Below are 22,977 nucleotides of genomic sequence, written 5' to 3' on the forward strand. Positions count from 1 at the left end.
CCCCACGCCGCCCATGGCGGAAAGCCGCCCGCCGTGGTCTACTTCAACCAGATCGAAACCGACCAGCAGGCGCAGAGAGTAGCTTAAATCATCCCGGAAACTGTCCAAGGGATCGGGAGTAGCTCACAAGGTGCCGATCGAAATCCGGAACTCCTCATCGCCCTCGACAATGGTCCGATGCCGATGGAGCTCGTCGATCGCCCTGCATACCGCGTAGTGGAAGCGGCCATAAATCTGTTGCTCATCGGAGAGTTGGGCCGCGACGCTCAGGCCACCCAACCTCAGCTTGGCACTCCCCTCCGGCAAGAGCTGCGAAGGGGCGATAGTCACGGCGCCGGATTTCATCAATTCGACGAAGGACGAAAACCCAAGGATACTCATCTGGCCGCCGATCGGGTCCGCCAGCTCATAGCCTTTCGAGCCGACCTTGCGGAGCAGGAGGTCGCGCCCCTGGACCACGATTTCGGTTCCGGCTTCGAAGTTGTAGCGAGGCGCGATCGTCATGACGCAACCTCGATGCGCGACCATTCCGCGATCACATGATCGAGGTTCGCACGCAGGGCGCCACGCGCGATCAGGCGGTAGCAGGATTTGAAGACCGTCTTCTGTGGCAAATCGAGCAGCGGAAAAAGATCACGCATCAGCCAGAGCGAGCGATAGTTTCGCGCGGTCCAGAGCACCATGTCGTCAACCTCCGGTTCCGGAGACTGAATGGCTTCATGCAGGCGGAAAAGGTTCTCCCGCCGCTGCCGTGAATAACGGCCGGCGTCGACGATCTTAATATTGTCTGCGGCGCTCGGGGAAGTCGCGGCCTTAATGGCTTCGATGTCGCGCCACGTCCGAGGCTTTTGCAGGCTGTCGGAGTTGCGAACGAAGATAAGCGAGCGCCGCCCATCCATGAAAGTGGCAAGCAGGTCATGGGTATAGCTTGGACCTTTGCGGTCACCAGGACGCAGATAAACCTTCAACGGCTGGAATTGCAGATCATAGAGGAGAGGCGAGAGCAGCAGCTCGTGGGCGACGGCGGCTTCCGCTGCACTTTCGGCAATGCCGGACTTGGGCTGGAAGTCATTCGCGATGGTCCGATACGTCAGCCACACACGATGAGAACTTGCGCTCCGGAAACCGGGATTGCGGACCCCATCGTAGGGCAAGACGCCGTGAATGCGCCCGAGCGTGATCTTGGACTGCCTGGGCAGCTTCGCCGGCGAATAGTTCCAGCTGTCATGATCAATAGTCTGATCGGCAGACATGACTTCTCCGTTCCCGGAACAGCGTTGCGCCGGGTGCATTTTTGTTTCTTTTCAAGAGGACATGCCACTCTTGCCACGCTCAACCGCTGTCGGTAGCGTGACAGATGTGAAGATGCGGCAGTACCTCTGCTTCTGGTGCCCGTCCTGGGCGAAATTCCGTCCTACCCCACCCGGCAGTGCTTGGGTGGGCTATGCGCTCATTTTCCGCGAAGTCGGCGAAAATCCCAATTAAAAACGCGTCGCCAAGCCTTCATGAATGTGGAAAACTCAACTAACTATATGATTTTTAATGGATAATCTAGGCCACTCCAGTCAATGGAGCATCGGCCGCCCCTGTTGGTCCGAGCCTAGCTCCAGCATCCGTTTGACGGTCCGGATGTTGATCTGATGGCCTGCCTCGAACGCCCCAGCCAGCGCGGCCGTAATGGCCGCTGAGATAGCGGGCGAGAGCTGCCGCTTCTCGGCCTCACGCAAGACGAGTTCATTGATTTGTTCCCGGGTGGGAGACGGTACGCTGACGACGCGGATCCGTGACAGGAGCGGTTCCGGCAGGCCGCGCAGGCTATTGGAGGTGAAGACCCAGTTGATGAACGACATATCGAACTGGTTCTGGAGATATGGGCAGGTCCATCGGCAGGCTGTCATTTCCTCGAGCAGCGGGAGAAGCGCATTCGGTAGACTGAAAGACCGGCCCTTGTCGGACATGACCGAGCCAGACTTCTCTATCTCGTCGATGATGACGAGCGGATTTGCAACCTGCCGCATCAGCATCAGGCTAATGAGCCTGCCGGGGCCGGCATTTGACCAGCCGCGTTGGCTGCCGACAAGCCCGAAGCTGGCATTCTCACCTGTGGCGTCTACGATCATATCCGGCGTTCCCAGAAGCTGCGCGAGACGACGTGCCCAGGCGCTTTTGCCGATGCCCGGCGGGCCATCGAGAAGAATTGGTGCAAATCGGGCGCCGGGCATGCCACCTGCCAGGTTTTGATGAAGGCTGCGCCAAACATGGGTTGTCGCTTCCGCAATCCAGGGAAACTCCGCATGGAGCGCCGCGGCGATCTCGTCGATATGATGCGCAGAGCGCAGGTCGAATATCTCGGCGCCGTCGCGACAGCCTTCCAGCATGGCACGGTCTTCTCTGGACAAACGCGTTGGCTCGACTTCCTTCAAATGGTGGCGGTGGATCTTCTGCGCCCACCGCCTGATCCGGATCTCGAGCGCTTTCGGGAGCTCATTCTGCGGGTAACGCCATAACTCATTGTGCGCCGCGCGCTCTTCCAGGGGGATGCCATCGGAAATCTGACGCTTGTCCTGCAATTCGGTATAAAATTCCTTGAGACGCTTGATGATCGCGGCCTCTTCTAGCGCGGGATCGGGCTGTTTGCTCAGGATGAAGCGGGTTTTGGGCATGGATAGGTGCTTTCGTCATTGCACCGCCAGCCGCCATGACGGCGGTCATGCGGGCAGAGCGTTGGATTGGAGGGAAGGCTGAATTCGCTGTGCGTCGAACATCTCTCTGAGCCGGAGGCTGGCCGGCCAAGAAGAATTCAGTATCAGCTCAGGGTATGAAGCGCAGGTATCATCGGGCACTCGCAGAGGACAGACATGGGAGGGACGCACCATTCCATCGGGAGTGGACGATTATTCGGCGAGCCCATGCCATAGCGCCCGAACTACCGCAAGTGATTCTAAGTTGCTGATATTATGTAAAAAATTCGGTTCAGTTTTTCGCAAATGCGAGATCGCCTGACCGGCAGGTGTCCTGGCCGACGTCCGCACATCGCCTCGAGCATGAGCCATGCGACCCATCAACTATAATTCGCCGCCCTGGTGCAGGCTCATCCAACGTTCCAAGCGCGGTCCGGTCGTTCATCTCGCGATCGCCCTGACCCGTATGGGCGGGAACCCGACCTTCGCTGCGCCGATCACGAACGGCGGCGATGCGGGACGAAGCGGGCATTTGCAGCACATCGCACGAATGTCCGTTTTCAGCAGGTCATACTCTGGAACGACAGCTCGCCGTCGCGCTCTATCGTAAGCATCCGGCGTAGGCCGCGGTCATGCAGCGAGTTTGCGTTCCGTTGGCTGCCAGTTCCACGGTAGAAGGCCCGGCACCCGTGAAGCCGTTGTGTTGGGGAGCCAGGCGAGGACGTCGGCGAGCCAAGTCTGCGGGTCGATGTCGTTCATCTTGGCGGTGACGATCAGGGAATACATGAAGGCGGCGCGGTCACCGCCGCGCTCGGATCCGGCGAAGAGCCAGGACTTCCGTCCCAGTGCGACACCGCGCAGCGCCCGCTCCGCTGCGTTATTCGTCAGGCAGACCCTGCCGTCGTTGAGGAACCGGGTGAAGGCAGGCCAGCGCTCCGCCTTGAACATGTAGTCGATCGCCTTGGCGACCGGGTTGTGCTTCGACAGCCGGTCGCGTTCGGCGCGTAGCCAGCCTTGAAGATCTTCGAACAGAGGCTGGGACAGATGGTCTCTGGCCGCCTGACGGGCCGCAGCCGTGAGCCCGTTGATGCCGCGCTCGATGTCGAAGATCACGTCGATCCGGGCGACGGCCTCCAGCGCGACGGGGGAGATGTCATGGGCGGGTTTGCCCTTCCGGGTATTTCCCTTGATGTCGGCGAGCTCGAAGAACTTCCGGCGGGCGTGACTCCAGCACAGCGCAGACTCGACTGGCCCCGGACCTCGGTCGGCGCGGTATAGATCGTTGTAGCCGCCATAGGCATCGGCTTGCAGGATGCCCTGCCACCCCGCGAGATGCCGGTTCGGGTTGACCATTCCTCGGTCACGAGAGAAGTGGAACAGCGCGGCAGGTGGGCTGTCGCCACCGAAGGGGCGATCATCGCGGACATAGGTCCAGAGCCGCGCGGTTTGGGTGCCGCCCTTCGCCAGCAACGGCACTGTCGTGTCGTCACCGTGCAGCCGCTCGGCATCGAGAACATGGGCCCTGATCAGCGCATGGATCGGCTCGAGCGCAGCAGCGCAGGCCCCGACCTGGTCGGCCAGCGTCGAGAGGCTGATCTCGATGCCTTCCTTGGCATAACGCTCGGCCTGGCGGTTCAAGGGTTGATGCTGTCCGAACTTCTCGAAGAGGATCATCGCCAGCAGGTTCGGACCGGCCCAGCCACGGGGTGTGGGGTGGAACGGCGCTGGCGGCTGGCTGATCTTCTCGCACTGCCGGCAGGTGAACTTCTCACGCGCCGTCTGGATCACCTTCCACTGCCGGGGAATGACCTCAAGCGTCTCGGTGACATCCTCGCCCATCTTCACAATGCGATCCGAACCACAGCAGGAGCAGGTGGTGGGCGCTTCAATGACCACACGCTCGCGCGGCAGATGCTCCGGGAAGGGCTTGCGCGCCGGGCGGCGGCGCTCGAACCCGGCGACGGTCGTGGTCTTCGCCACCTTCTCGGCAGCGATCTCGTCTTCGGTGGCCGCGGCCTCCAATTCCTCGAGTTGCAGCTCCATCTGGTCGATCAGGCGGGCGCGACGTTCCGAGCTGTGGCCGTATTGCTCGCGCCGGAGCTTGGCGATCTCGAGCCGGAGATGTTTGATCATTGCTTCCGAGGTCGAGACGACGGCCCGGGTCTGCGCTAGCTCGCTCTCGGCAGCCTCGGCGCGGGCTTCCGAGGCCGCAAGGGCGGCGCGCAATCTGGCGATCTCGGAGGCAGTATCTGACATGGACGAGACCTACCACGTGGCCCTCTAAAAGCCCATGCAAATAAGGCAGGTTGCACCGATTTACCCGGCCTTTGCAGGACGTTGCGTCCAGCGTGGATTGCGCCAGTCGATCCCCTCCAGGAGATAGCCGAGTTGGGCTGTGGAGATCTGCACCGCCTCGCCGGCACCACTGGTTGGCCAGATGAACTTCCCGGCCTCCAGCCGCTTGGTATAGAGCGACATGCCGACCCCATCGTGCCAGAGCAATTTTACCAGATCGCCCTTGCGTCCGCGGAAGCAGAAAATCTCGCCGGCGTGCGGGTCGCGCCCGAGCCCCTGCTGCACCGTCAGCGCCAGGGTGTTCATACCGCGCCGCATATCGGTGACCCCACCTGCAATCCACACGCGCACCCCCGCCGGGAAGGCGATCATCGGCCCTCCAGGGCCGGAAGCAGCCGCGCCAACACCTCAGGCTCCACCGACGAGGGGACGAGGAGCCGCCGCCCATTCCTGAACACGATCTCGAGCTGAACATCCCGGGTGTCGCGCGGCGCCTCCTGTGCCGTCACGGGCACTACCGCAGGTGCCACGGGCGAAACCGCCAGCGGGATGAAAGCGGGCGGCGCATCGACGCCAAGTTCGCCAGCCCGATACTGTCGACGCCATATCGTCAACAGAGAGCGCGACACACCATGTCGGCGCGCCGTAGCCGAGACCTGACGATCCCCCAGAAAGCTCTCTTCAACGATCCGGATCTTCTCCGCATCATCCCAATGTCGCCGGCGCGGCACATCCGCGGCAGATAGGACTTCAATCTCGGGTCTGAACTTATGGTCGGCCATAAGGTCGGACTTAGCACCGCCAGAAAAATTCCGTCAGACGGTCCTCGCCGGAACGTTACGCTCTATCGACAGTCGCGGGGTGTCTTAACCCGTCCGTTTCTGTCATCGGCGAAATCGACCGTTATTGCCCTGCCAACCATCTACCCCCGACCTTTTGGCCTGAAGACATGCATCGCGCCACCACAGGCGCAGGAGCTGCGGCGAGAGCATGGCGTTGCGGTCCTTGCGGCCCTTGCAAGCCGATTACCTGTCCGTCAGAGTGAACCACATTCAACCATGAGCGTAACAGTTGCGGAACACCGCAACTCTTTTCTTGCGCGCGAATATCTCTTGTGCGCGAATATCGCTAAACTCGAAAAAACAATACGTTACCAAAATGCACAGTTTTATCAGCAAAAACAATGGTGTACGCGGATGGCTCTCCCGCTTGGGTGCCGATAGTAATGTGTCGCTTGATCGATTGGCATGGGTCGAAACTGCCTTCAATGCCGCATGGACCGGTCCAACTTCTACTCCGTTTATCACAGACATCCAAACTCGCGGTGATCTCCTCGACGAGGCGGCACATTTCGCTCATGAGATACCGCTGTGGCGCCTATTCAATTCTGCCCCGACGCTCGCGGTCTGGGCCGTTCTCATCCCGCTTGCGCGCAACTACGGCATCTCGACCAATGAGGTTTACCGCCATATCAGCCGCTTCGTCGGCGAGAGCTTTGATGAACAGGAGGCCCGCGAGGATCTCAAGACCCGCTACCGCCGCACCGCCCGGGCTCTCGGCCTGCCGGTATTCGGCAACGAGCCGACAGGCCTCTTTTTCGCACCACTCGGTCCGGCCCATGCCCACCACGGTGATCTCGCCCGAGCCTTTGTCGGTGCCGCCCTCCACATTGGCCCGCCAGCAATCGAGGATACGGCTTCCGCACGGCGCTGGCAGAGAAGAGTTGTGGCTGATCGCTGTGCAGGACTCGCCCGCCTCAAGGCGACCATCGCCTTCGACACCTCCGCCCATGTCGCCCGCCGCTTCGAGGCCTGGCGACAGGGCGAAAGCCCCGTGGGAGATACCGAAGCCCATCTCTTCGAAGCTTATGATCAGGCGGCACGAAGCCTTGGTCGTTCAAGAGCCGACATCGTCGGCCCGCCGCGCCTCGTCTGGACCGGAGATCACCTCACCCTCGAAACCGAGACGTCGCGCGAACTACAATCCCTGCGGCTCGGGGCCATCCCGACTCGACTTGCTGGCGGCAAACGCCTCCAGGTGCCCCCGCCTTGGCGCCCGACCATTCGCTGGACCGCGGGCACCCTCTCCCGGGACATCCCCCTTGCCCCCGCGGAAGGTGAGGTTCTGGTCTTCGATGCCGACACCGGCGCCATGCTCTCTCGCCTCTCCTCTGAACAGGGGGAAATGGAAATTGCCGCAGAACGGCTCATCGTCCTTTCCGGAGCCCCTTTCACAAGCCTTTCTTTCGGCGACGCCATCCCCGCAAAGGATGCGTCCTTCAGAATTGCCTGGGTCAATGCGAACGAAACCCTCGCTTTCGAGGGTCGCTCCGACCTTTCATTCACGCGTCCGGTCGAAGACGCCATTTGGATCGACGCCCCGGTTCTCGGACGCGACGGAAGCAGGGCCCTCTATGCCTGCAACGGCGGGCTGCAGGTGCGGATCGACCCGGAGATCGGCGGGCCAACCCGGATCATCCGGACCCGCATCGGCGGACAGGTCCGTTTCCACCAGGTCGATCTCGGCGCCACCGGCGAACTCCGCATGGCCTTTGCCGACGCCCATCTCGAAGCCCTCGCCGATCCAGCGGAAGTCCTCTTCGAGGTCCTTACGCCCGGGGCGGCCGGAGACCTCGAAGCGCGGGTCGCCCTGACCACGCGCTGCTGGATATGGCCCGGCATCTCCGCCCCCGACGGTGACCTTGCGGACGTCCCGATCCCTGCCAATTTTGACCCTGCGCGCAGCGCCGGGCTGCGCGCGATCGATGGGCGCCTTTCGGTCGATCCCGAGGCTGACCAGGAAACCCCGATCCTCGGGCTTTCCGGTCCTGACAGAGTTCACGAATTTCGCCTTGTCGCCCGTGGCGAGAAGCTCTGGCACTTCCGGGTGGCGCGCGGCGACAGGGTCTACGTCCCGCGCGGGGCCACGCTGGTCTTCGGTCACGCCAACCGACACGATGCCCTCATCCTGCGCTCGCCGGACCGCGACGCCTCGCTTCTCGTTCTCGGCCGTGAGACCCGGCGTCCCTTCTATCGACGACAGACCATTGAGATCGGTGCGGCGGATCTCGAAGAGGACACTGAAGACGACCGCATTGCCCTGCGGAGGGCGGACGGGCGCGTCGATCTTCTCGCCCGGCTTCGCCGCGCCACCGACCCGGCGGGCCTCGAAATCAGCGAAGCCCCCGACGAGATCCGCCTGCGCTTTACCCCCCGGACAGACTGCGACGCCCTTCGGGTTCGCATAGAGCCCGTCCGCGGAGCCCTGATCGAGGGGGAATATGCCTTCGGCCGCGCACCCCTCGATCTTCCTTCGCTTCAGGGCGTTCGCACCACGCGCGATCCCGCGACCAGCCAGGTCGAGGTCATCCTCGATCCTTCGCAGCTGCCTGCGCCGGCGCGCGCCACCTTTCTTCTGCGCGACAACGCGGGGGTACTCCTTCCGCTTCGCGATGTCCGCAATGCACCGGTCGCGATCGGGCTTGCCGGAGAGATCAACACGCCGCAGCGAGGCCATCTCCTCGATCTTGCCCGCTTTCTCGCCGAACCCCAGCCGGACAGCCTGGGCGGACAAATCGGTCGGGCTCTCTCGCCAGCCTACGAGGCGGCACTGAATCACGTTGGCAAGTCTCACATGCTCGGATCGATCAAGCCTCTCCTCGCCGTTGTCCGGGAGGATCGGCAGCCACCCCGGCATGACCTCATCGGCGCCGCTCCCTGGATCTTCGAGGCAAGCCCGATCGCCTTCGGCGACCTCGACACCGACACCGGCCTTGCGCCGATCTCCGACATGGCCGGAGAACCCTCGCCAGTGCCGCCTCCGCGCGTCGATGGAGATACGCCACTTTCGGACTGGCTCGGGCGCGTCTCGACGGGTGCTGGCATCCCAACCGGGTTCCAGGCCGACAGGCTCCAGCATGCCTTCCAGGCCCTGCGCTGGCGGCTCAAGGAAACCGATCTCCACGACCTCGTCGGGGAAGAGACGCTTGCGGGAACCGTCAAGCTGATCTGCGGCGCCCATGTTGAAGGCCTCGAGAAACTTCGCTCCTTCGATCCGGGCGGAGGTGCGGACCCGCTTCCCGCCCGGATCGCCGCGCAGGTCGAGCGCCTTGCCCGCAGTTGCGCCGAACGCCGGTCTCACGCCTTCGTCGATGACGTCGTGTTTCGAACCGGCCTACCCCGGCGCGAAGTCGGGCAGGTACTGACCCTCATGCTGAGGGTCGGCGTCGAGTTCTTCGCCTATTTCCGTGCGCTCTGGGCGCATGCCAGCAAGGATGGATCCCCCTCCGCATGACGACCCTCAATCCCAACGATTTCCGCGAGCATCTCAACAACGTCCTTGCGCGCTTTGTCGCGACGTCTTCGCCAATCAACGACATCCGTGCGCCCCGTCTCGCAGAAGAGCTCAGGAACGTCATCGGGCAGCTCGACTTCGTCAAAGGGCCTTATGTCGAGACCCTTCCCGATTTCGAGAAGGGAAAATCTCTCCGCGGACTCCGGGAAGAAGGCCTTCTCACACCGCATTGGCAAACCCTCGCCTCGACAGCTCCTGCCGTCTTCGCCCGGCCCCTGCACGCTCACCAGGAAGCGGCAATCCGGCGGCAGGACAACTACCTCGTCGCCACCGGAACCGGTTCAGGGAAAACCGAAAGCTTCCTCTACCCCCTGGTCAACGACATCCTGTCCCAGGGGGATCTCGAACGCCCGGGAGTGCGCGCGATCCTCGTCTACCCCCTGAACGCGCTGGCCAACGACCAACTGGGGCGGATAGCGAAGCTCCTCTTTCACGACCTCGGCGATCCCGGCATCACGCTGGGAAGATACACGGGCCAGGTCAAGTCGCGCGCCACGCGGGATGAGGAAATCACGCGCCTTCGATCCTCCCCGAGTTTCATCGAGGCCTTCGGCGAGGATGCCGACGTGCCCGCGAACTGGCTCCTTTCCCGCGCGGAGATGCGCGAGGCTCCGCCGCACATCCTGATCACCAACTACGCGATGCTCGAGCACATCCTGCTCCTTCCGACCAATCGGCAACTGCTGGCCGGCGCTGACCTGCGCCGTATCGTGCTCGACGAGATCCACACATATGCCGGCGCCCAGGCGATCGAGGTCTCCTTCCTGCTGCGCAGGCTCAAGGCCCATCTCGGCATCCCCGACGGGCAGATCCGCTGCACCGGGACCTCGGCCTCGCTCGATCCCCGCCGCAAGTCGGAACTTGCGGATTTCGCCTCTCGGCTCTTCGGCGAACCCTTCGCCGGAGAGATCTCCGTCATCACCTCGGAACGCAAGATCCATCCCAGCCTGGCCGGCGGCGCCATGCCGAGCGGCCTCTCTCCCGAACACTGGGCGCGCGCACGAGATCTTGCCGAAGCCGCGCGCGACGCGGTCCAGAACGACACGCCGATGTCGATCGAGGACTGGAATCTCGAGACCGAATTTCTCGACCTTCCCAGACTGCACCTCGATGACGCCCCCTCTCTCGGCGATGCGCTTATCGAAAGGCTCGCCGGATTCGAGGAAATCCACCGCATCGCCCGGCGTCTCGAAGGCGGATCGGTCGCAATCGAAATCCTCGCGCGCGAGGTCTTTCCCGATGCAGGGGAAGCGGCCGTCGCCGCGCTCGTCGGGCTGATTTCCGTGGGCGTTCTCGCCGTCAGTGCCGACGCAGCGGTCTTTCCGCTTCTTCCTGCCCGCTATCACCTGATCTCGCGGGCGCCGGACCGCACCGGGATTTCGCTTGCGGCCGGCGGCGCTGACAATCTCCGCGAAGTCCTGATCGGGGCCGAACGTGACGACGAGGACCGCCCGGTCTACGAGCTCTACGTCTGCCGCAACTGCGGCGAGCCCTACCTCGAAGCCTGGGACAACGGCATTTCCCTCGACCCGACGCCTGGCGCGGGAGACCGCCATCTCTTGCGGCTTGTGCCGGGCGGGCTGACGATCGAGGAGGAAGATGACACCGAGATCGCCCTTCCCGGCCAGATGGTCCATCTCGATCCCTCGAACGGGCATCCAATGGAGGAGGGAACACCCGGCACGGTTGCCCTCGAGGCCGTGCCTCTCGAACAGGATCCCGACGACGGCAAGCGCTACATGCACCGCTGCGTGGCCTGCAATCATCGCTCCGCGCGATTTAATGAGCCCATCACAACCGTACGTCCCGGCGACGAGGCGATCGCGGCAGTCGCCGCCCAGACCCTCCTCGAATCCATGCCGTCACACGATCTCGGCACCACCCCCCCGATGGGCGGACGCAATCTCCTCGTCTTCTCCGATAACCGCCAGGATGCCGCTTTCTTCGCCCCATTCTTCGAGCGCACATCACGCGAACAGGCAGTGCGCAGTGCGATTCTTCGGGTCGTCGAGCGCAGCGGGCGCATGGATATCGACAACATCACCGGCGCGATCCTGCGCGAGCTTCAGGCCGACGGGCTTCGCCTCTACCGTCCCGGCGTCGTTCCCGAGCGCGAGACCGGGGAAAACGAACGTCTCCGCCTCAAGGCTCTCGTCGCCGCCGAGATCACGGTCTTCGGGCGGGGACGTCTCAGCCTCGAGGGCTTCGGTCTCATCGGGGTGGATTATGACGCCATCGCACGGCCCGTCGAGATGGTCCGGCGCGCTCTTCCCGACGCCATGAAACCCTACGCCGATACCTACGTCCGCTACCTGCTGAAAATGATCCGCGAGCACCGCGCGATCGCGCAGAAAGAATCCGGCATGATCGACCTCGAGGACGAGTCGATCTGGACGCGTATCGCCTCACAACAGAACCGCTGCGTGAGCCGTGAGCGCAATCCCCACACGAACCTTCCGCTCAGCCTCGTGCCGGCCGCCGGCCGGCAGAACCGCTTCACCGACCTTCTCGAACGCATGGCCCAGGCCTGCGGCACGACGATCGACGAGAATCAGGTCCGCGATGTTCTGACCCAATTCTGGAAAGCCATCGAGCACCCGAAATCGATGACCTCGAAACATGGTGTGGGACGCGGCCTGAAACTCGACCGGGGCCTCTTCATTCTTCCCGGCTCCGAGGTGTCGCTCTACCAATGCCTGTCCTGCGGCACGCGAACCCAGTTCGATACTGCCGGCGTCTGCCAGTCCATGAGGTGCAATGGAAAGCTCCACGAGGTTCCACGGGACGAACGCCAGACCCTCGATGCCCGCAACCACTACGTGGCCCGCTACCGCGAGCATCCGCAAATGGGCATTGCGCGCGAACATACCGCGGCGATCTCCAGCGAGATCAGGTCCGAGATCGAGGAGAAATTCAAGGCAGGCGAAGTCAACCTCCTGTCCTGCACGACCACCATGGAAATGGGGGTCGACCTCGGTGATCTCGAGTCGGTCCTGTGCAAGAACGTCCCGCCCTCGATCGCCAACTACCAGCAACGCGCGGGACGCGCCGGACGCCGCGCCCAGGTCGCGCCAATCGTACTCACCACCGCGCGTTCCGGGCGCTATGACCGGGCAGTCTTCGAGAAGTTCTCCGAATATCTCGCGGCCCAGCCGATCATCCCCTACCTCAGCCTCGACAACGCGGGCTTTTTCCGTCGTCACCAGCTCTCAATGCTGCTCGCGCGCTTCCTCGAACACCGCCTCGCGGGATACACCCGGACGGGATCTCCCCGCATGCGTGACGTCTTCGCCGATGCCCTGACAGAGGAGGCCAGAAAGACGTTCGACACCTCCTTCGCCGACTGGATCGAGCAGGCGGAGCCGGACCTTGCGGTCGCCGCAGACCTGGCTACCCGCTTGCCTCCTTCCCTTCGATCGATCGCGCTCGACGCGGCAGGTCTGAAGGCCGCCCTGAGCGAGCGGATCTCGCAATTCGCGGACATGGCCTGGGGTCGTTTCGGACTGATGCAGGAAGCAATCGACGACCTCGAGGCACGCCGAAACGATCTCCAAAAGACGGAAGCCGACAAGTTCATCAAGATCGACCGGTCGCTGGGCGCCCTGCGCACCCAACAGAAGCTCTACATGAACCAATTCCTGATCGACCAGCTATCGCGGCGAGCGATCATCCCCACCTACTCGTTTCCGGTTCACTCGGTCTCGCTCGAGGTTCTCAATACGGCCGGTCAGACCGCCGACACCGCCGTGCTCGAACTCGACCGCGACGGCTCGATCGGAATTTCCGAATACGCGCCGAGCGCCGAGATCGTCGCCGGAGGCCGAGTCTGGGTAAGCGCCGGGATTTCCAAGCGATCGAAATTCACCGGAGACGACGCCTTCATCGAACGATCCCAATACCGGGTCTGCGGTGCCTGCCGTTCTCCCCAGATCACCCTCCAGGGCGTGGAGCCAAAGAAGCATTGCCTGCAATGCGGCGCCGTGTTCCACAAGACCAATGCGACCCGGGCCTTCATCCGGCCCCATGGTTTCGTCACTTCCGTCGCCGATGGTCAGGGGCGCGACCCGGGCGCGACCCGGATCCGTCCGACAATCTCCGATGAGGCCCTGCTTCTCACGGAGGCTCCACGCTCCAAATACACCGCGACCGACCTGCCCGGCATCCTGACCTTCCACGCGCCGGGCTCGAACCGGCCCGAGGATGAACTCGGGCGCATCATCACCGTCAATCGCGGACGCCATGGCGGCGGCTTCGCCTGGTGCCCGAGCTGCGAGCACGCCGTGCCCGCGCATGGACATGGTCCCGACCTCGCCTGGCAACAGCCGACGCTTCTCGCTCCCCATGTCAACCCACGCAGCGGACAGCCTTGCCGTTTCGATCCCACCAAACAAGCTTGGCCGATCGATCTCGCCCATGTCTTCGAAACCGATGTCCGCGGTCTTCTCTTCGAGAGCCTCCCCGCAACCCCATCGGGGGACGCCATCCCCTCTGACAACTCCCTCGAACGCACGCTGCAGGAGGCCTTGCGGCTCGGCGCCGCCGAACTCCTGGAAACCAATCCGCGTGACCTTCGCGCGCTCGTTCAGAAACTCGACGGCCTCATCGTTGTCGTCATCTACGATTCCGTCTCCGGCGGGGCGGGCTACGCCACGCGGTTGACAAACGAGACCGGGTATCTCGCGCGAGATCTCCTTCTCTCCGCCCGCAAGATCCTCAACTGTCCCAACCCCGATTGCATCACCAGCTGCACGCGCTGCCTCAACGACTATTCGAACCAGCGCCACTGGCACATGTTCAATCGCCGCCCAGCCCAGGCATGGATCGAGACGATCCTGCTCGATGCCGGCGTCAAAATTGACCCGCAATGGGACATCTGAAACACATCGAAAGACAGACAGGCGCCTTCATGCTCAAGCACAAACCCCTCGATCCAACTGTCCGTTCGACGATGACGGAGTTCTCCATCTCCAGGAAGCCCCCTGGAAAGACGGATTTCCCGAAGTCCCATCCCGCTTGCATCGTCATGGCCGGATGGACGACCGAGGACTGGGAAAAGCTCGAAAGCTTCGGTGACTTTCCCCTTCTGGAAATCTGCCCTGAGGCTCCAGCCTACTTTGCGCAGGCAGGCCATTTCTCGGCGCGCGACCTCCGCAATATCGTCTCGACCTTCGGCCTCGACGTAGATCATCACGATGCGGAGGCGATCTATCACATCATCCTCGAGCGCGCCGAAGGGGCTCCCTGGGTTCTTCCAATACTCGAGACGATCATCGCACCGCAAAGGGTCAAGAACGGCGGTTTCAAGAATAAGAACAAGGTTTCCCAAGTCCTGCAGAAATTTCCTCTTTTGAAACTGCGTCTCAAGGCAAACCCACAACTCCATGAGCGGACAGGCGAACTTCTTCTTCCGCCGGTCGCCCCCGATATCGCCGTGGCAGCCTTCTGCGAATACGCGATCGAGGCCTACTACCAGAAGACCGAAAACAAGAGCCTCTTCGAAGAGCACTACATCGAGGCGAGGAAGATCCTATCGGATATCAGCCCTGCCGACATCATCATGGTCGAGCTTGGCCAGATCGATGACATCGAGGATTGGGACGAGCACGCATCCCTGATCTCATCCCTCATGTCCGACTACCCTGACGCCGTCTCCGAGCACCTCCATCTCCACCTCATCGCCACCCTGAAGCATTTCAGCCAGCACATCACGCAGACGAGCAGCGTCGACGATCTTGAAACCATCATGGTACTCTCCGGGGCCGCGGCAAAACAGGCAAAGCTGCTGCAGACCCCGCGCAAGGAAACCGTGATCGAACAGGTCCGGAAACTCGGAATCGAGGTGGATCTCAACCTCGTCACCGACGAAGCGGTCGCCACGCTTTCTGCCGCGCTGGATGCGGGTCTCGTCATGCGGGTGCGCATCCAAGACCTCGCCATTGCCGACCTCGAGGAAAAGATCGCGGAAACCAAGGAGGCGATCGCCGCGGCGAATGCCGAGGAAGATTACGCCCTTCTCACCCGCCTCGCGCCGCAGGCGGGGGAGGAGAAGGAGGCCCTGCGCGTCGCGCGCGAGGTTCAGGAGGCCATTCTTCTCTGCCTTGGCGAGTTGGTCTCTGGCACGGCGGAAGATCAGGATGCTGCGCTGGCCGAGCTGCGCGCCTTCATCGAGAAGAACGACCCGGACACAGAAGACTACGCCGAGGCCGATGCTTCCCTGGCATCCGAACTCTTCACCCTGCCCGACGCCGAAGAAGACCCCGTCGAAGACCACACCGCCGCGGACGATGTCGACCCCGAAGACGCGGTCGAGGACAACTCGCCCATCGACGCCACGAGCGTCTCCTCCGACCTCGTGAATAGCGATGATCCCGAAACCGCTGGGCACGATCAGGCGGAGGGGAACACATCTGAGCCGACTGTCACCGATGCATACGAGGAAGACACCGTCGAGGCGCAAAACCCTCACGCAGGCATCGATGAGAACGAAGGCGCGGCGAAGGAGATCGAACCGCAGGACGTCGATCCCCAGCCTGACGCCGATTCCGTCGCTATCGAGAATCCCCTCGAAGACGCACCGATTCAGTCTGCCATTGAGACGGCGGAAGATAGATATTCTGAACCCGAGGCGCTTCCCGATCTCATCCCCCGGATTGAGCCTGAAACCTATGTGGCCGAGATCGACATCGACACCACCCCGCCGGTCCCAGTCTCGGTGCTGGCAAGCCTGATCCATCGCAATCTCCTCGGGATCGCCGCTGATGCGGCGAAGAGCTTCGAACACGAAGGCAAGCACTGGCCGATCCGGGCCGTTGTCCTCGAGGCCGCCGCCGGCAGCCGCACGCCCCATCGCAAATACGGGGCTGACACCCAGCGGTTCCTGGAACTCGCCACCCGTGGGGCGGGTGATGCCGCATCCGATGTCGGATCCATCCTGCTCCTCGGAGCATTGATCCGGCCCGCGCTACTCGAGACTTCCCTCTCCAGCCTGCGCAATATTCTCCACGAGCTTTGCCGCGGCAGCCTCGGGCAGCACCTGCAGCAGGCCACCGATGCGATCTCGGAACTCGATTACGACTTCCCGCCCGACGCCGACGAGCTGGCGCGCCTCTCCGGTGGCCAACGCACGCCCCAGAAACAGAGGCTTGCGGCCCAGCTCGGGAAATGGGCCGACACGGTGTCGGCCAAGACCTCGCGCTGGCCCTTCGCCACCGCCATCATGCACTACATCGCCTCGCCCGCCGGCCCCATCGGCGCGGCTCTCTCCGCGATCAGTAACGGCAACAAGAATGCGGCCAGCCTCGCCCGCGAGGCGATCGACGGTCTCTCTTCCGCCTCGAAAATCGAGACGCTGGCCGCGGAATACGCGAGCGAGGCCGGGCGCAACACGGCCCGCCTGCACCCCAAGGGGATCGAGTATCTCGAGCGCCAGCTCGAGGAGCCCCTCGGCCTTCTCGACAGCTGGATCGACGCAACCACGCGCGAGGGCAGCCAGGGGCAGAAATCCGAGGCGCGTCTGCGCACCATCGTCGGCAACCTCATCTCCCGCCTCGAGAAAGCCGAAACCGGGCTGCGGGCGGAGGCGACAAGCGCCCCCGACACACTTGCTGGAGCAACTGCCCACTGGGTTGCGGATCAGGTCCGCGAAGTCCTGCAGGCACTGCGCGGAGAAGATACCGGCGCCTTCGCGACGCTCGATGAAGCGCTCGCCGCGGAACGCGATCTTCTGCCCGCCTCGGTGCGTGACACGCTCGATATCCCCGAGGGCCGCTTCGACGCCTTCAGCGATCTTCTCAACAAAACCGCAATTCCCGATCCCAAGGGCGCCCTGGCCCAGGCGCGCGAGGAAGGCGCCTTCGATACCGCATCCCGTCTCGCCAGCCGTTTCGGCATCGACGTCCAGGACGGCCTGACCCATGACATGAAGGTCTTCGCGAAAACCTGGAGCGCGGAGATCAACACCCGCGTCCGCCGCCTCAAGACCCTCTCGAAGGTCGACTACAAGCACCAGGAAGAGATCTCCAGGCGCCTTGCACTCTGCGAGATCCTTCTGGGGCGCCTCACGGCGGTCGACAACGGATCCGAGGTCCACGACCTTGCCGAACTACCGGCGGCTGCGGCCGAGATCGACGCCACATGCGCCCAGATCGAGGCCAAGATCCGCGCTGACCAGGTCCAGCGCATCGACCAATACCGCAACGACCGCAACTCGGAAGAAGCCGACACCCTGCTCGGGGCTCTCGACGGCATCACGGTCGAGGCGGCCGAAGACCGCATCGCGCAACTTCGCGATGGTCGCTCCGCTGCGATCTTCCAGACCGAACTTGGCGGGCTCGTGTCCGACTTCCTGCCCGACTTCCTCGCCTATGCGAGCTCTGCGCAATGGCCCACGACCAGCGAAGCGCTCGAGCGCACCGTCGCCGCGGCGGGGCCTCTGCATATCGAGGAAGATCGTCGCGGCGCCGGCCTTGATCTCATCCATCTCTACCGCGCCATCGGCACCTCGATGCAATCGAAGCAGCCCGATCTGCCGAAGGTTAAAGTGCTCTTCGAGGAGATCGGCTACGACAGCGTGAAGATCCACAACCCCCGGCCGGTCGGCCGTTCCGGACTGTGGCAGGCCCAGCTTGGCGGCCGGATCCAACCCCTCCGCTCCGGCGACTGGTTCCTGCCGCCGGTCTTCGGCTCGCAGGCCGCAAACGGGGCCGGCGCTGATCTCGTGCTGATCGGACGCGATACCCTTCCCGAGAACCTCGTGAAGACTCTCTCTTCGGACATGCCAGCGATCCTTCTTTTCGCCGGCGTCATCGATGCCCAGCGGCGGCGTGAACTCGCCGAACATCTGCGCGACAACGCGATCCCCGCACTCCTCATCGACGAGGCCCTCATTACCTTCGCGGCAACCCGCCGTCAGGCCAGGGCCCGGACCATCTTCGAATGCGGATTGCCCTATGGCCGCGTCGAGCCCTACACAACGGACGCGGGCCAGCTGCCGCCAGAGATGTTCTTCGGGCGCAGCGAAGAGATCCGCCTCATCATGTCGAAAACGGCTGACGGCTGCCTCGTCTACGGCGGGCGTCAGCTCGGCAAGTCCGCCCTTCTGGGCCATATCGCCCGTACTGAGCATGCCCCCGAGAAGGACCGGATCGTCGTGACGCGCGAGGTCCGACCGCTTGGGAAATCCGAGAAGCCTTCGGAGATCTGGTCCCATCTCGCCTCGATGCTTTCACCCGAGATCGTGCGTCCCGCCAGCCGCAACGCCGAGGATGTATCGCGTGACATCAAGGCCTGGCTCATGCACCATCGACAGGGTCACATCGTCGCCATGTTCGACGAAGCCGACAACTTCATGGATGCTGATACCCGCGACGACTACCCCGAGCTCGCCCGCCTCAAGAAACTGATGGAAGAGAGCGGGCGCGCGTTCAAGGTCGTCTTCGCCGGCCTTCACAACGTCCAGCGGATGTCTCACCAGCCGAACTCTCCGCTCGCCCATCTCGGCCTGCCCATCTGCATCGGTCCGCTGAACCGGACCGAGGACGACAAGCGCGCCGCGCATGATCTCGTCGTCTCGCCGATGCGCGCAGCGGGCTTCCGTTTCGAGAACCACGAGGCGATCGAGGAAATTCTGGCCTGGGCCAACTACTACCCCTCTCTGATCCAGGAATACATGAAGGGGCTTCTCTCCACTCTCCACGGCAGCGGTTCGGGCAAGCCCTATCGACTGCCCGAGGGCGATCCCCTCTGGCCGATCTCGAGCGACACCCTCTTTGATCACCGCGGCTTTGGCGAGATCGAGAACCGGATCCGCTTCAAGTTCCACCTCACGCTGAATCTCGATCCACGTTACGCGCTCGTGGCCTATACGCTCGGCCGGCTCAACGTCGAGGGCCAGGAAGACAAAGCCCGGGTCACCGGCTTCGATCCACGCGAGCTTCTCGACGAGGCGAGCACCTTCTGGCCGCGCAGCTCCGAGATCCCGGCCCTTGCCGCCTTCGAAGCCTTGCTCGAGGAACTCTTCGACCTTGGCGTTCTCGGCCGCGTTCCGATCCCCGGAACCAAGCGCTTCCGCTACCTGCTGGGCTCGCGCCAGGTCGCGACCATGCTCGGCTCCGAGGACGACATCTACCATGCGCTCGCCGAAATCGAGGAAAAGGATCCGGAGGTAGCCTATGACCGCTCCGTCCATCGGCGGCGCTACAACCTGAACACCTCCGGCAACCAGGGCGAGTTTTCCTACTGCCCGCTCACCGACCTCCAGATCGAGCGCATCGTCCAGCCCCAGGATGCTACCGGACAGATCGTCTGCGGCCTTGAGGCCCTCGGGCTTTCCAAGGTCGGCTCGTCGCTCAAGCGCATTGCCGAATCCGGCAACCTACCCGGAGCCCCCGAGCAGGGGATCAACGTGGAGATCGTGCGCAGCAAGCGCGAATTGCGCGCACCCGTCGAACGCAAGGGCGCCTCGCAAAACCCGGTGATCCTCGTCTTCACGCCGGAAGATCGCAAGGAGGCGCATGATGCGCTGACCTGGCTCGAGCATCAGCCGCGGGTTCTCAATAAGCAGGTTCGTCCGCTTCTCCTTCTCGATGCCGCCAACACGGAGATGCGCGACATCGCCACGCGGCGGCCCGAACAGAGCCAGTTTCTCACCGCCTGGGGGGCGGAGATGATCCGCATCCACCTGAGCCATATCGAAAAGGTGGAGCTCGATACCAAGCCGATGCGGTCCGCCATTCTTGCGGCGGCCGGCGGCATCCCTTCCGAAACCATCAAGCTGATCTCCGCGATGCGGGTGGCGGAAGACCCGCTGGAAGTCGCTCGGGAATGGAAGGTGTCTTTCCGTATGCCGGCAGGACTTCTCAATGGCCCCCTGGGCAAAGCCCTTTCCATTCTCGACATGGGGGATGACGAAGACGCTGACACTTTCAACGAGATCCTGCGCGATCACGCAGGAGCCGATCTCGTCGACATCGGGCCGGACCTTGTCGCAACCGGTCTTGCGACCTGGTTCAAGAAGAAAGCTGGACGCATCCGCCGCTCCGCACTTGGCGATCTGCTCGCCAGGGAGACGGAGTGACCTGCCCCCCGGAAGTTCCCTCGGCGTGATGTAGAGTCTGCCCAACCTGAAGGAGCAGACGAGATGAGGAAAAGCCGTTTCACCGAGGCGCAGATTATCGGGATGATCAAAGAGCAGGGTCAACGCACTGCGTTGACGGTTTGCCGACGGCCGAGCTCTGCCGGAAGCATGGTTTAAGCCCTGCCACGTTTTACAAGCTGAAGGCCAAGTATGGCGGGATGGACCTTTCAGACGCCAATCGGCTCAAGCAGCTCGAGGCCGAGAACACGAAGCTGAAGCGCCTTGTGGCCGATGTCATGCTGGACAATGTCGTGCTGAAGGATCTGCTGGGAAAGCCCTAACGACGCCGATGCAACGGCGGGACGCGGTGCTGCGGGCGATGAAGGATCATCCGATCTCTCAGCGTCGGGCCTGCGTCCTGATCGGTGTCGATCCGAAGACGGTGCGGCGAAAGAGGCCGCCCGATAACCCGGAAATCCGTGAGGCGATGCACGAGATCGTCGAGAAGCGCCGTCGCTTCGGCTATCGGCGCGTCGGCATCCTGCTCGAACGCAAGGGCATGATCATGAACGAAAAGAAGCTCTACCGGATTTACCGGGAAGAAGGCCTGTCGGTGCGCCGCAGGCGTGGCCGCAAACGAGCGCGGGGCAGCCGAACACCAATGCCGGTGCCGTTGCGGCCGAACCAGCGGTGGTCGTTGGACTTTCTGTCAGACACGTTCGGGGCCTGCCGAAAATTCCGCATCCTGGCCGTGAACGACGACTGCTGCCGCGAAAACCTCGCCCTGATTGCTGACACCAGCATCTCGGGAGCCCGGGTCGCGCGGGAATTGGACGCCCTGGTCAGGATCTATGGAAAACCCGCCTGCATAGTTTCTGACAATGGCACCGAGTTCACCAGCAAGGCGATATTGAAATGGGCCAACGCCAACAAGGTCGAATGGCACTACATCGACCCCGGCAAGCCGCAGCAGAACGGCTTCATCGAGAGCTTCAACGGCAGCCTACGCGACGAATGCCTCAACGAGGAGATCTTCGACAGCCTCGCCGATGCCCGCCGCACCCTGGCCCTATGGCGCTACGACTACAACCACATCAGGCCGCATTCCTCGCTGGGCAATCAAACCCCGGCAGAAGCGCGCCGGGCGCTTGAGCAATCTGAGGGCTCCGCGCCCGGCGCGCTTGCCCAACCCGAAATCGACCACTATCAACCCCAAGGACTCTCGTCATGACTGAGGGACCAGCAGGGGGCAGGTCAGGCCGCGTCGACCGGGAGTTCCTCCTGAAGTCGGACAACGGCATTCGCCATCGGGCTCGAACCGATGGCGCCTCGATGGCTCATTCTTCACCAGCCGGCACTTCACCGCCCTCGTGCGCAGCTACGGCCTTCGCCAAGAGTTCATCACCCCGCACTGCCCGCAGCAGAACGGCATGGTCGAGCGCCTGATCCGCACGCTCAAGGAGCAGTGCGTTCACCGCCACCGCTTCGAAAGCATCCAGCACGCGACCCGCGTCATCGGTGACTGGATCAGCTTCTACAACAACCGCCGCCCTCATCAGGCCCTTGCCATGCGCACGCCCGCCGAGGCATTCAGATTAGCGGCTTAACCTGAGCAGATTCCGCTGGGTCGATACAGGCGACCGGTTCGGGCGGGCACACAGCGCTCGAAACCGAGCGCCAGAAGATCGAGCTCCTCGACGAAGAGGTCGACGACACGGACCAGGTGATCCTCGCAGATCCAGTCCTCGAGACGATCAGGGAAAAGCGTGACCTGGTCTCGGTCGATGCCGTCGATGAAACCTGCCATCCTAGTCTCCCGTTGCCTCGCGGAAGCTTATCACGGGACAGCGTTTCCACACAGCCTCGGTCCTGCCCCTAATAGCCCACTACTCCGAACAAGGTCGAAAGACAAATCTAAAGCTATCTGTATCGAGAAGAGCAAAAGAACTCTTCAAATGATCCGTTTCAGTCTGCGCTCTTAGCTGCACTCTCGCATGAGACATGTCAATATATCCACACCAATCCCAGTCATAGAACTCAACAAACAAAAACGCACGCCCATCGTCGACGGGAAGCAGTTTTATATCGCCCCAGTACGTATTTCCATCAGCTTGATTTTTCTCAAAACGTGCTGGAATGTGACGCATTCCCTCCTTGGGCACCATGAGAAGCCAATCAAGCGGCCCAGCTCCAAACTGGGACGAAAGCTCCATCATTCCAAGTGGTTGCAAAACTATCGCTTCAAAAAAGCCGGCTTCTATTCTCTTGAATACCGGGTACAATTCAAGGCACTCCCCAAAGTTTTGCCTTGCAAAGTACGTATTCCACGCATGTCTCGCTGCCTCGCGGAAAAGAGATATCCGTCCAGTGACATCAATATCATTCATCTTAGTGCCCCTTCAGACCGAAACTGGGCCGATCCGGAAAGAACTCACACGTCTCTGGGTTTTGGTGATACCTGATCTCATGCCAATATCCATTATCATGCCCATGCCCCGGTTTTTTACGTGCCACCTATGTCCCTGCGGGCAAGGATTGCAATTCCCATCGCAATCCCGCCCGGGGTTCACTTTT

11 protein-coding genes and 2 pseudogenes are annotated in these 22,977 nt (G+C 62.6%); 5 read left to right on the plus strand and 8 right to left on the minus strand.

Features of this window, described 5'->3' with window-relative positions; translation table 11 throughout:
* Positions 1-123 precede the first annotated feature (123 nt).
* The 6 genes from EOW65_RS17050 to tnpA all read right to left on the minus strand — a co-directional run bounded on the left by EOW65_RS17050 (position 124) and on the right by tnpA (position 5,758).
* Complete coding sequence (locus EOW65_RS17050; RefSeq protein WP_128151501.1) at positions 124-504, minus strand: hypothetical protein; 381 nt, start codon at positions 502-504, stop codon at positions 124-126.
* Positions 501-1,253, minus strand: coding sequence for a hypothetical protein (locus EOW65_RS17055; protein WP_128151503.1), 753 nt, complete (start codon positions 1,251-1,253; stop codon positions 501-503). The genes EOW65_RS17050 and EOW65_RS17055 overlap by 4 nt, the downstream gene beginning before the upstream one ends.
* A 312-nt stretch (positions 1,254-1,565) precedes the next feature.
* Positions 1,566-2,663: an AAA family ATPase gene (locus tag EOW65_RS17060; RefSeq protein WP_128151504.1), complete on the minus strand. Its 1,098-nt coding sequence runs from the start codon at positions 2,661-2,663 to the stop codon at positions 1,566-1,568.
* Positions 2,664-3,311: 648 nt separating this feature from the next.
* Complete coding sequence (tnpC, locus tag EOW65_RS17065) at positions 3,312-4,937, minus strand: IS66 family transposase (RefSeq protein ID WP_128151506.1); 1,626 nt, start codon at positions 4,935-4,937, stop codon at positions 3,312-3,314.
* Positions 4,938-4,997: 60 nt separating this feature from the next.
* Positions 4,998-5,348, minus strand: a complete 351-nt coding sequence (gene tnpB / locus EOW65_RS17070) for an IS66 family insertion sequence element accessory protein TnpB (RefSeq protein ID WP_128151508.1) — start codon at positions 5,346-5,348, stop codon at positions 4,998-5,000.
* Entirely contained in the window at positions 5,345-5,758 is a 414-nt protein-coding gene (gene tnpA / locus EOW65_RS17075; protein ID WP_128151510.1) for an IS66-like element accessory protein TnpA, read from the minus strand. Before tnpA ends, tnpB begins: the two co-directional genes overlap by 4 nt.
* A gap of 376 nt (positions 5,759-6,134) precedes the next feature.
* On the opposite strand from tnpA, the gene EOW65_RS17080 reads away from it, so the two are divergent.
* From EOW65_RS17080 to EOW65_RS17100, 5 genes and pseudogenes are all read left to right on the plus strand, one after another.
* Positions 6,135-9,269, plus strand: coding sequence for a hypothetical protein (locus tag EOW65_RS17080; protein ID WP_128151512.1), 3,135 nt, complete (start codon positions 6,135-6,137; stop codon positions 9,267-9,269).
* Positions 9,266-14,206 carry a DEAD/DEAH box helicase gene (locus EOW65_RS17085; RefSeq protein WP_128151514.1) on the plus strand — a complete coding sequence of 1,647 codons (4,941 nt, stop codon included), beginning with the start codon at positions 9,266-9,268 and terminating at the stop codon, positions 14,204-14,206. The genes EOW65_RS17080 and EOW65_RS17085 overlap by 4 nt, the downstream gene beginning before the upstream one ends.
* Positions 14,194-20,403: a hypothetical protein gene (locus EOW65_RS17090; RefSeq protein WP_164880142.1), complete on the plus strand. Its 6,210-nt coding sequence runs from the start codon at positions 14,194-14,196 to the stop codon at positions 20,401-20,403. The genes EOW65_RS17085 and EOW65_RS17090 overlap by 13 nt, the downstream gene beginning before the upstream one ends.
* Positions 20,404-20,466: 63 nt before the next feature.
* Positions 20,467-21,634: pseudogene (locus EOW65_RS17095) on the plus strand (IS3 family transposase).
* 139 nt (positions 21,635-21,773) lie between these two features.
* Positions 21,774-22,010 (plus strand): integrase core domain-containing protein, encoded by a 237-nt coding sequence (locus EOW65_RS17100; RefSeq protein ID WP_240664762.1) that lies wholly within the window; start codon positions 21,774-21,776, stop codon positions 22,008-22,010.
* 14 nt (positions 22,011-22,024) lie between these two features.
* On the opposite strand, the pseudogene EOW65_RS17105 reads toward EOW65_RS17100, so the two are convergent.
* Positions 22,025-22,210: pseudogene (locus EOW65_RS17105) on the minus strand (IS5/IS1182 family transposase); the annotation flags it as partial.
* Positions 22,211-22,289: 79 nt separating this feature from the next.
* A complete protein-coding gene (locus EOW65_RS17110) occupies positions 22,290-22,790 on the minus strand; it encodes a hypothetical protein (RefSeq protein WP_128151518.1) in 501 nt (166 codons plus the stop codon).
* Positions 22,791-22,977: the final 187 nt, after the last annotated feature.

Source organism: Paenirhodobacter ferrireducens (assembly GCF_004022265.1).
GTDB lineage: Bacteria > Pseudomonadota > Alphaproteobacteria > Rhodobacterales > Rhodobacteraceae > Rhodobacter > Rhodobacter ferrireducens.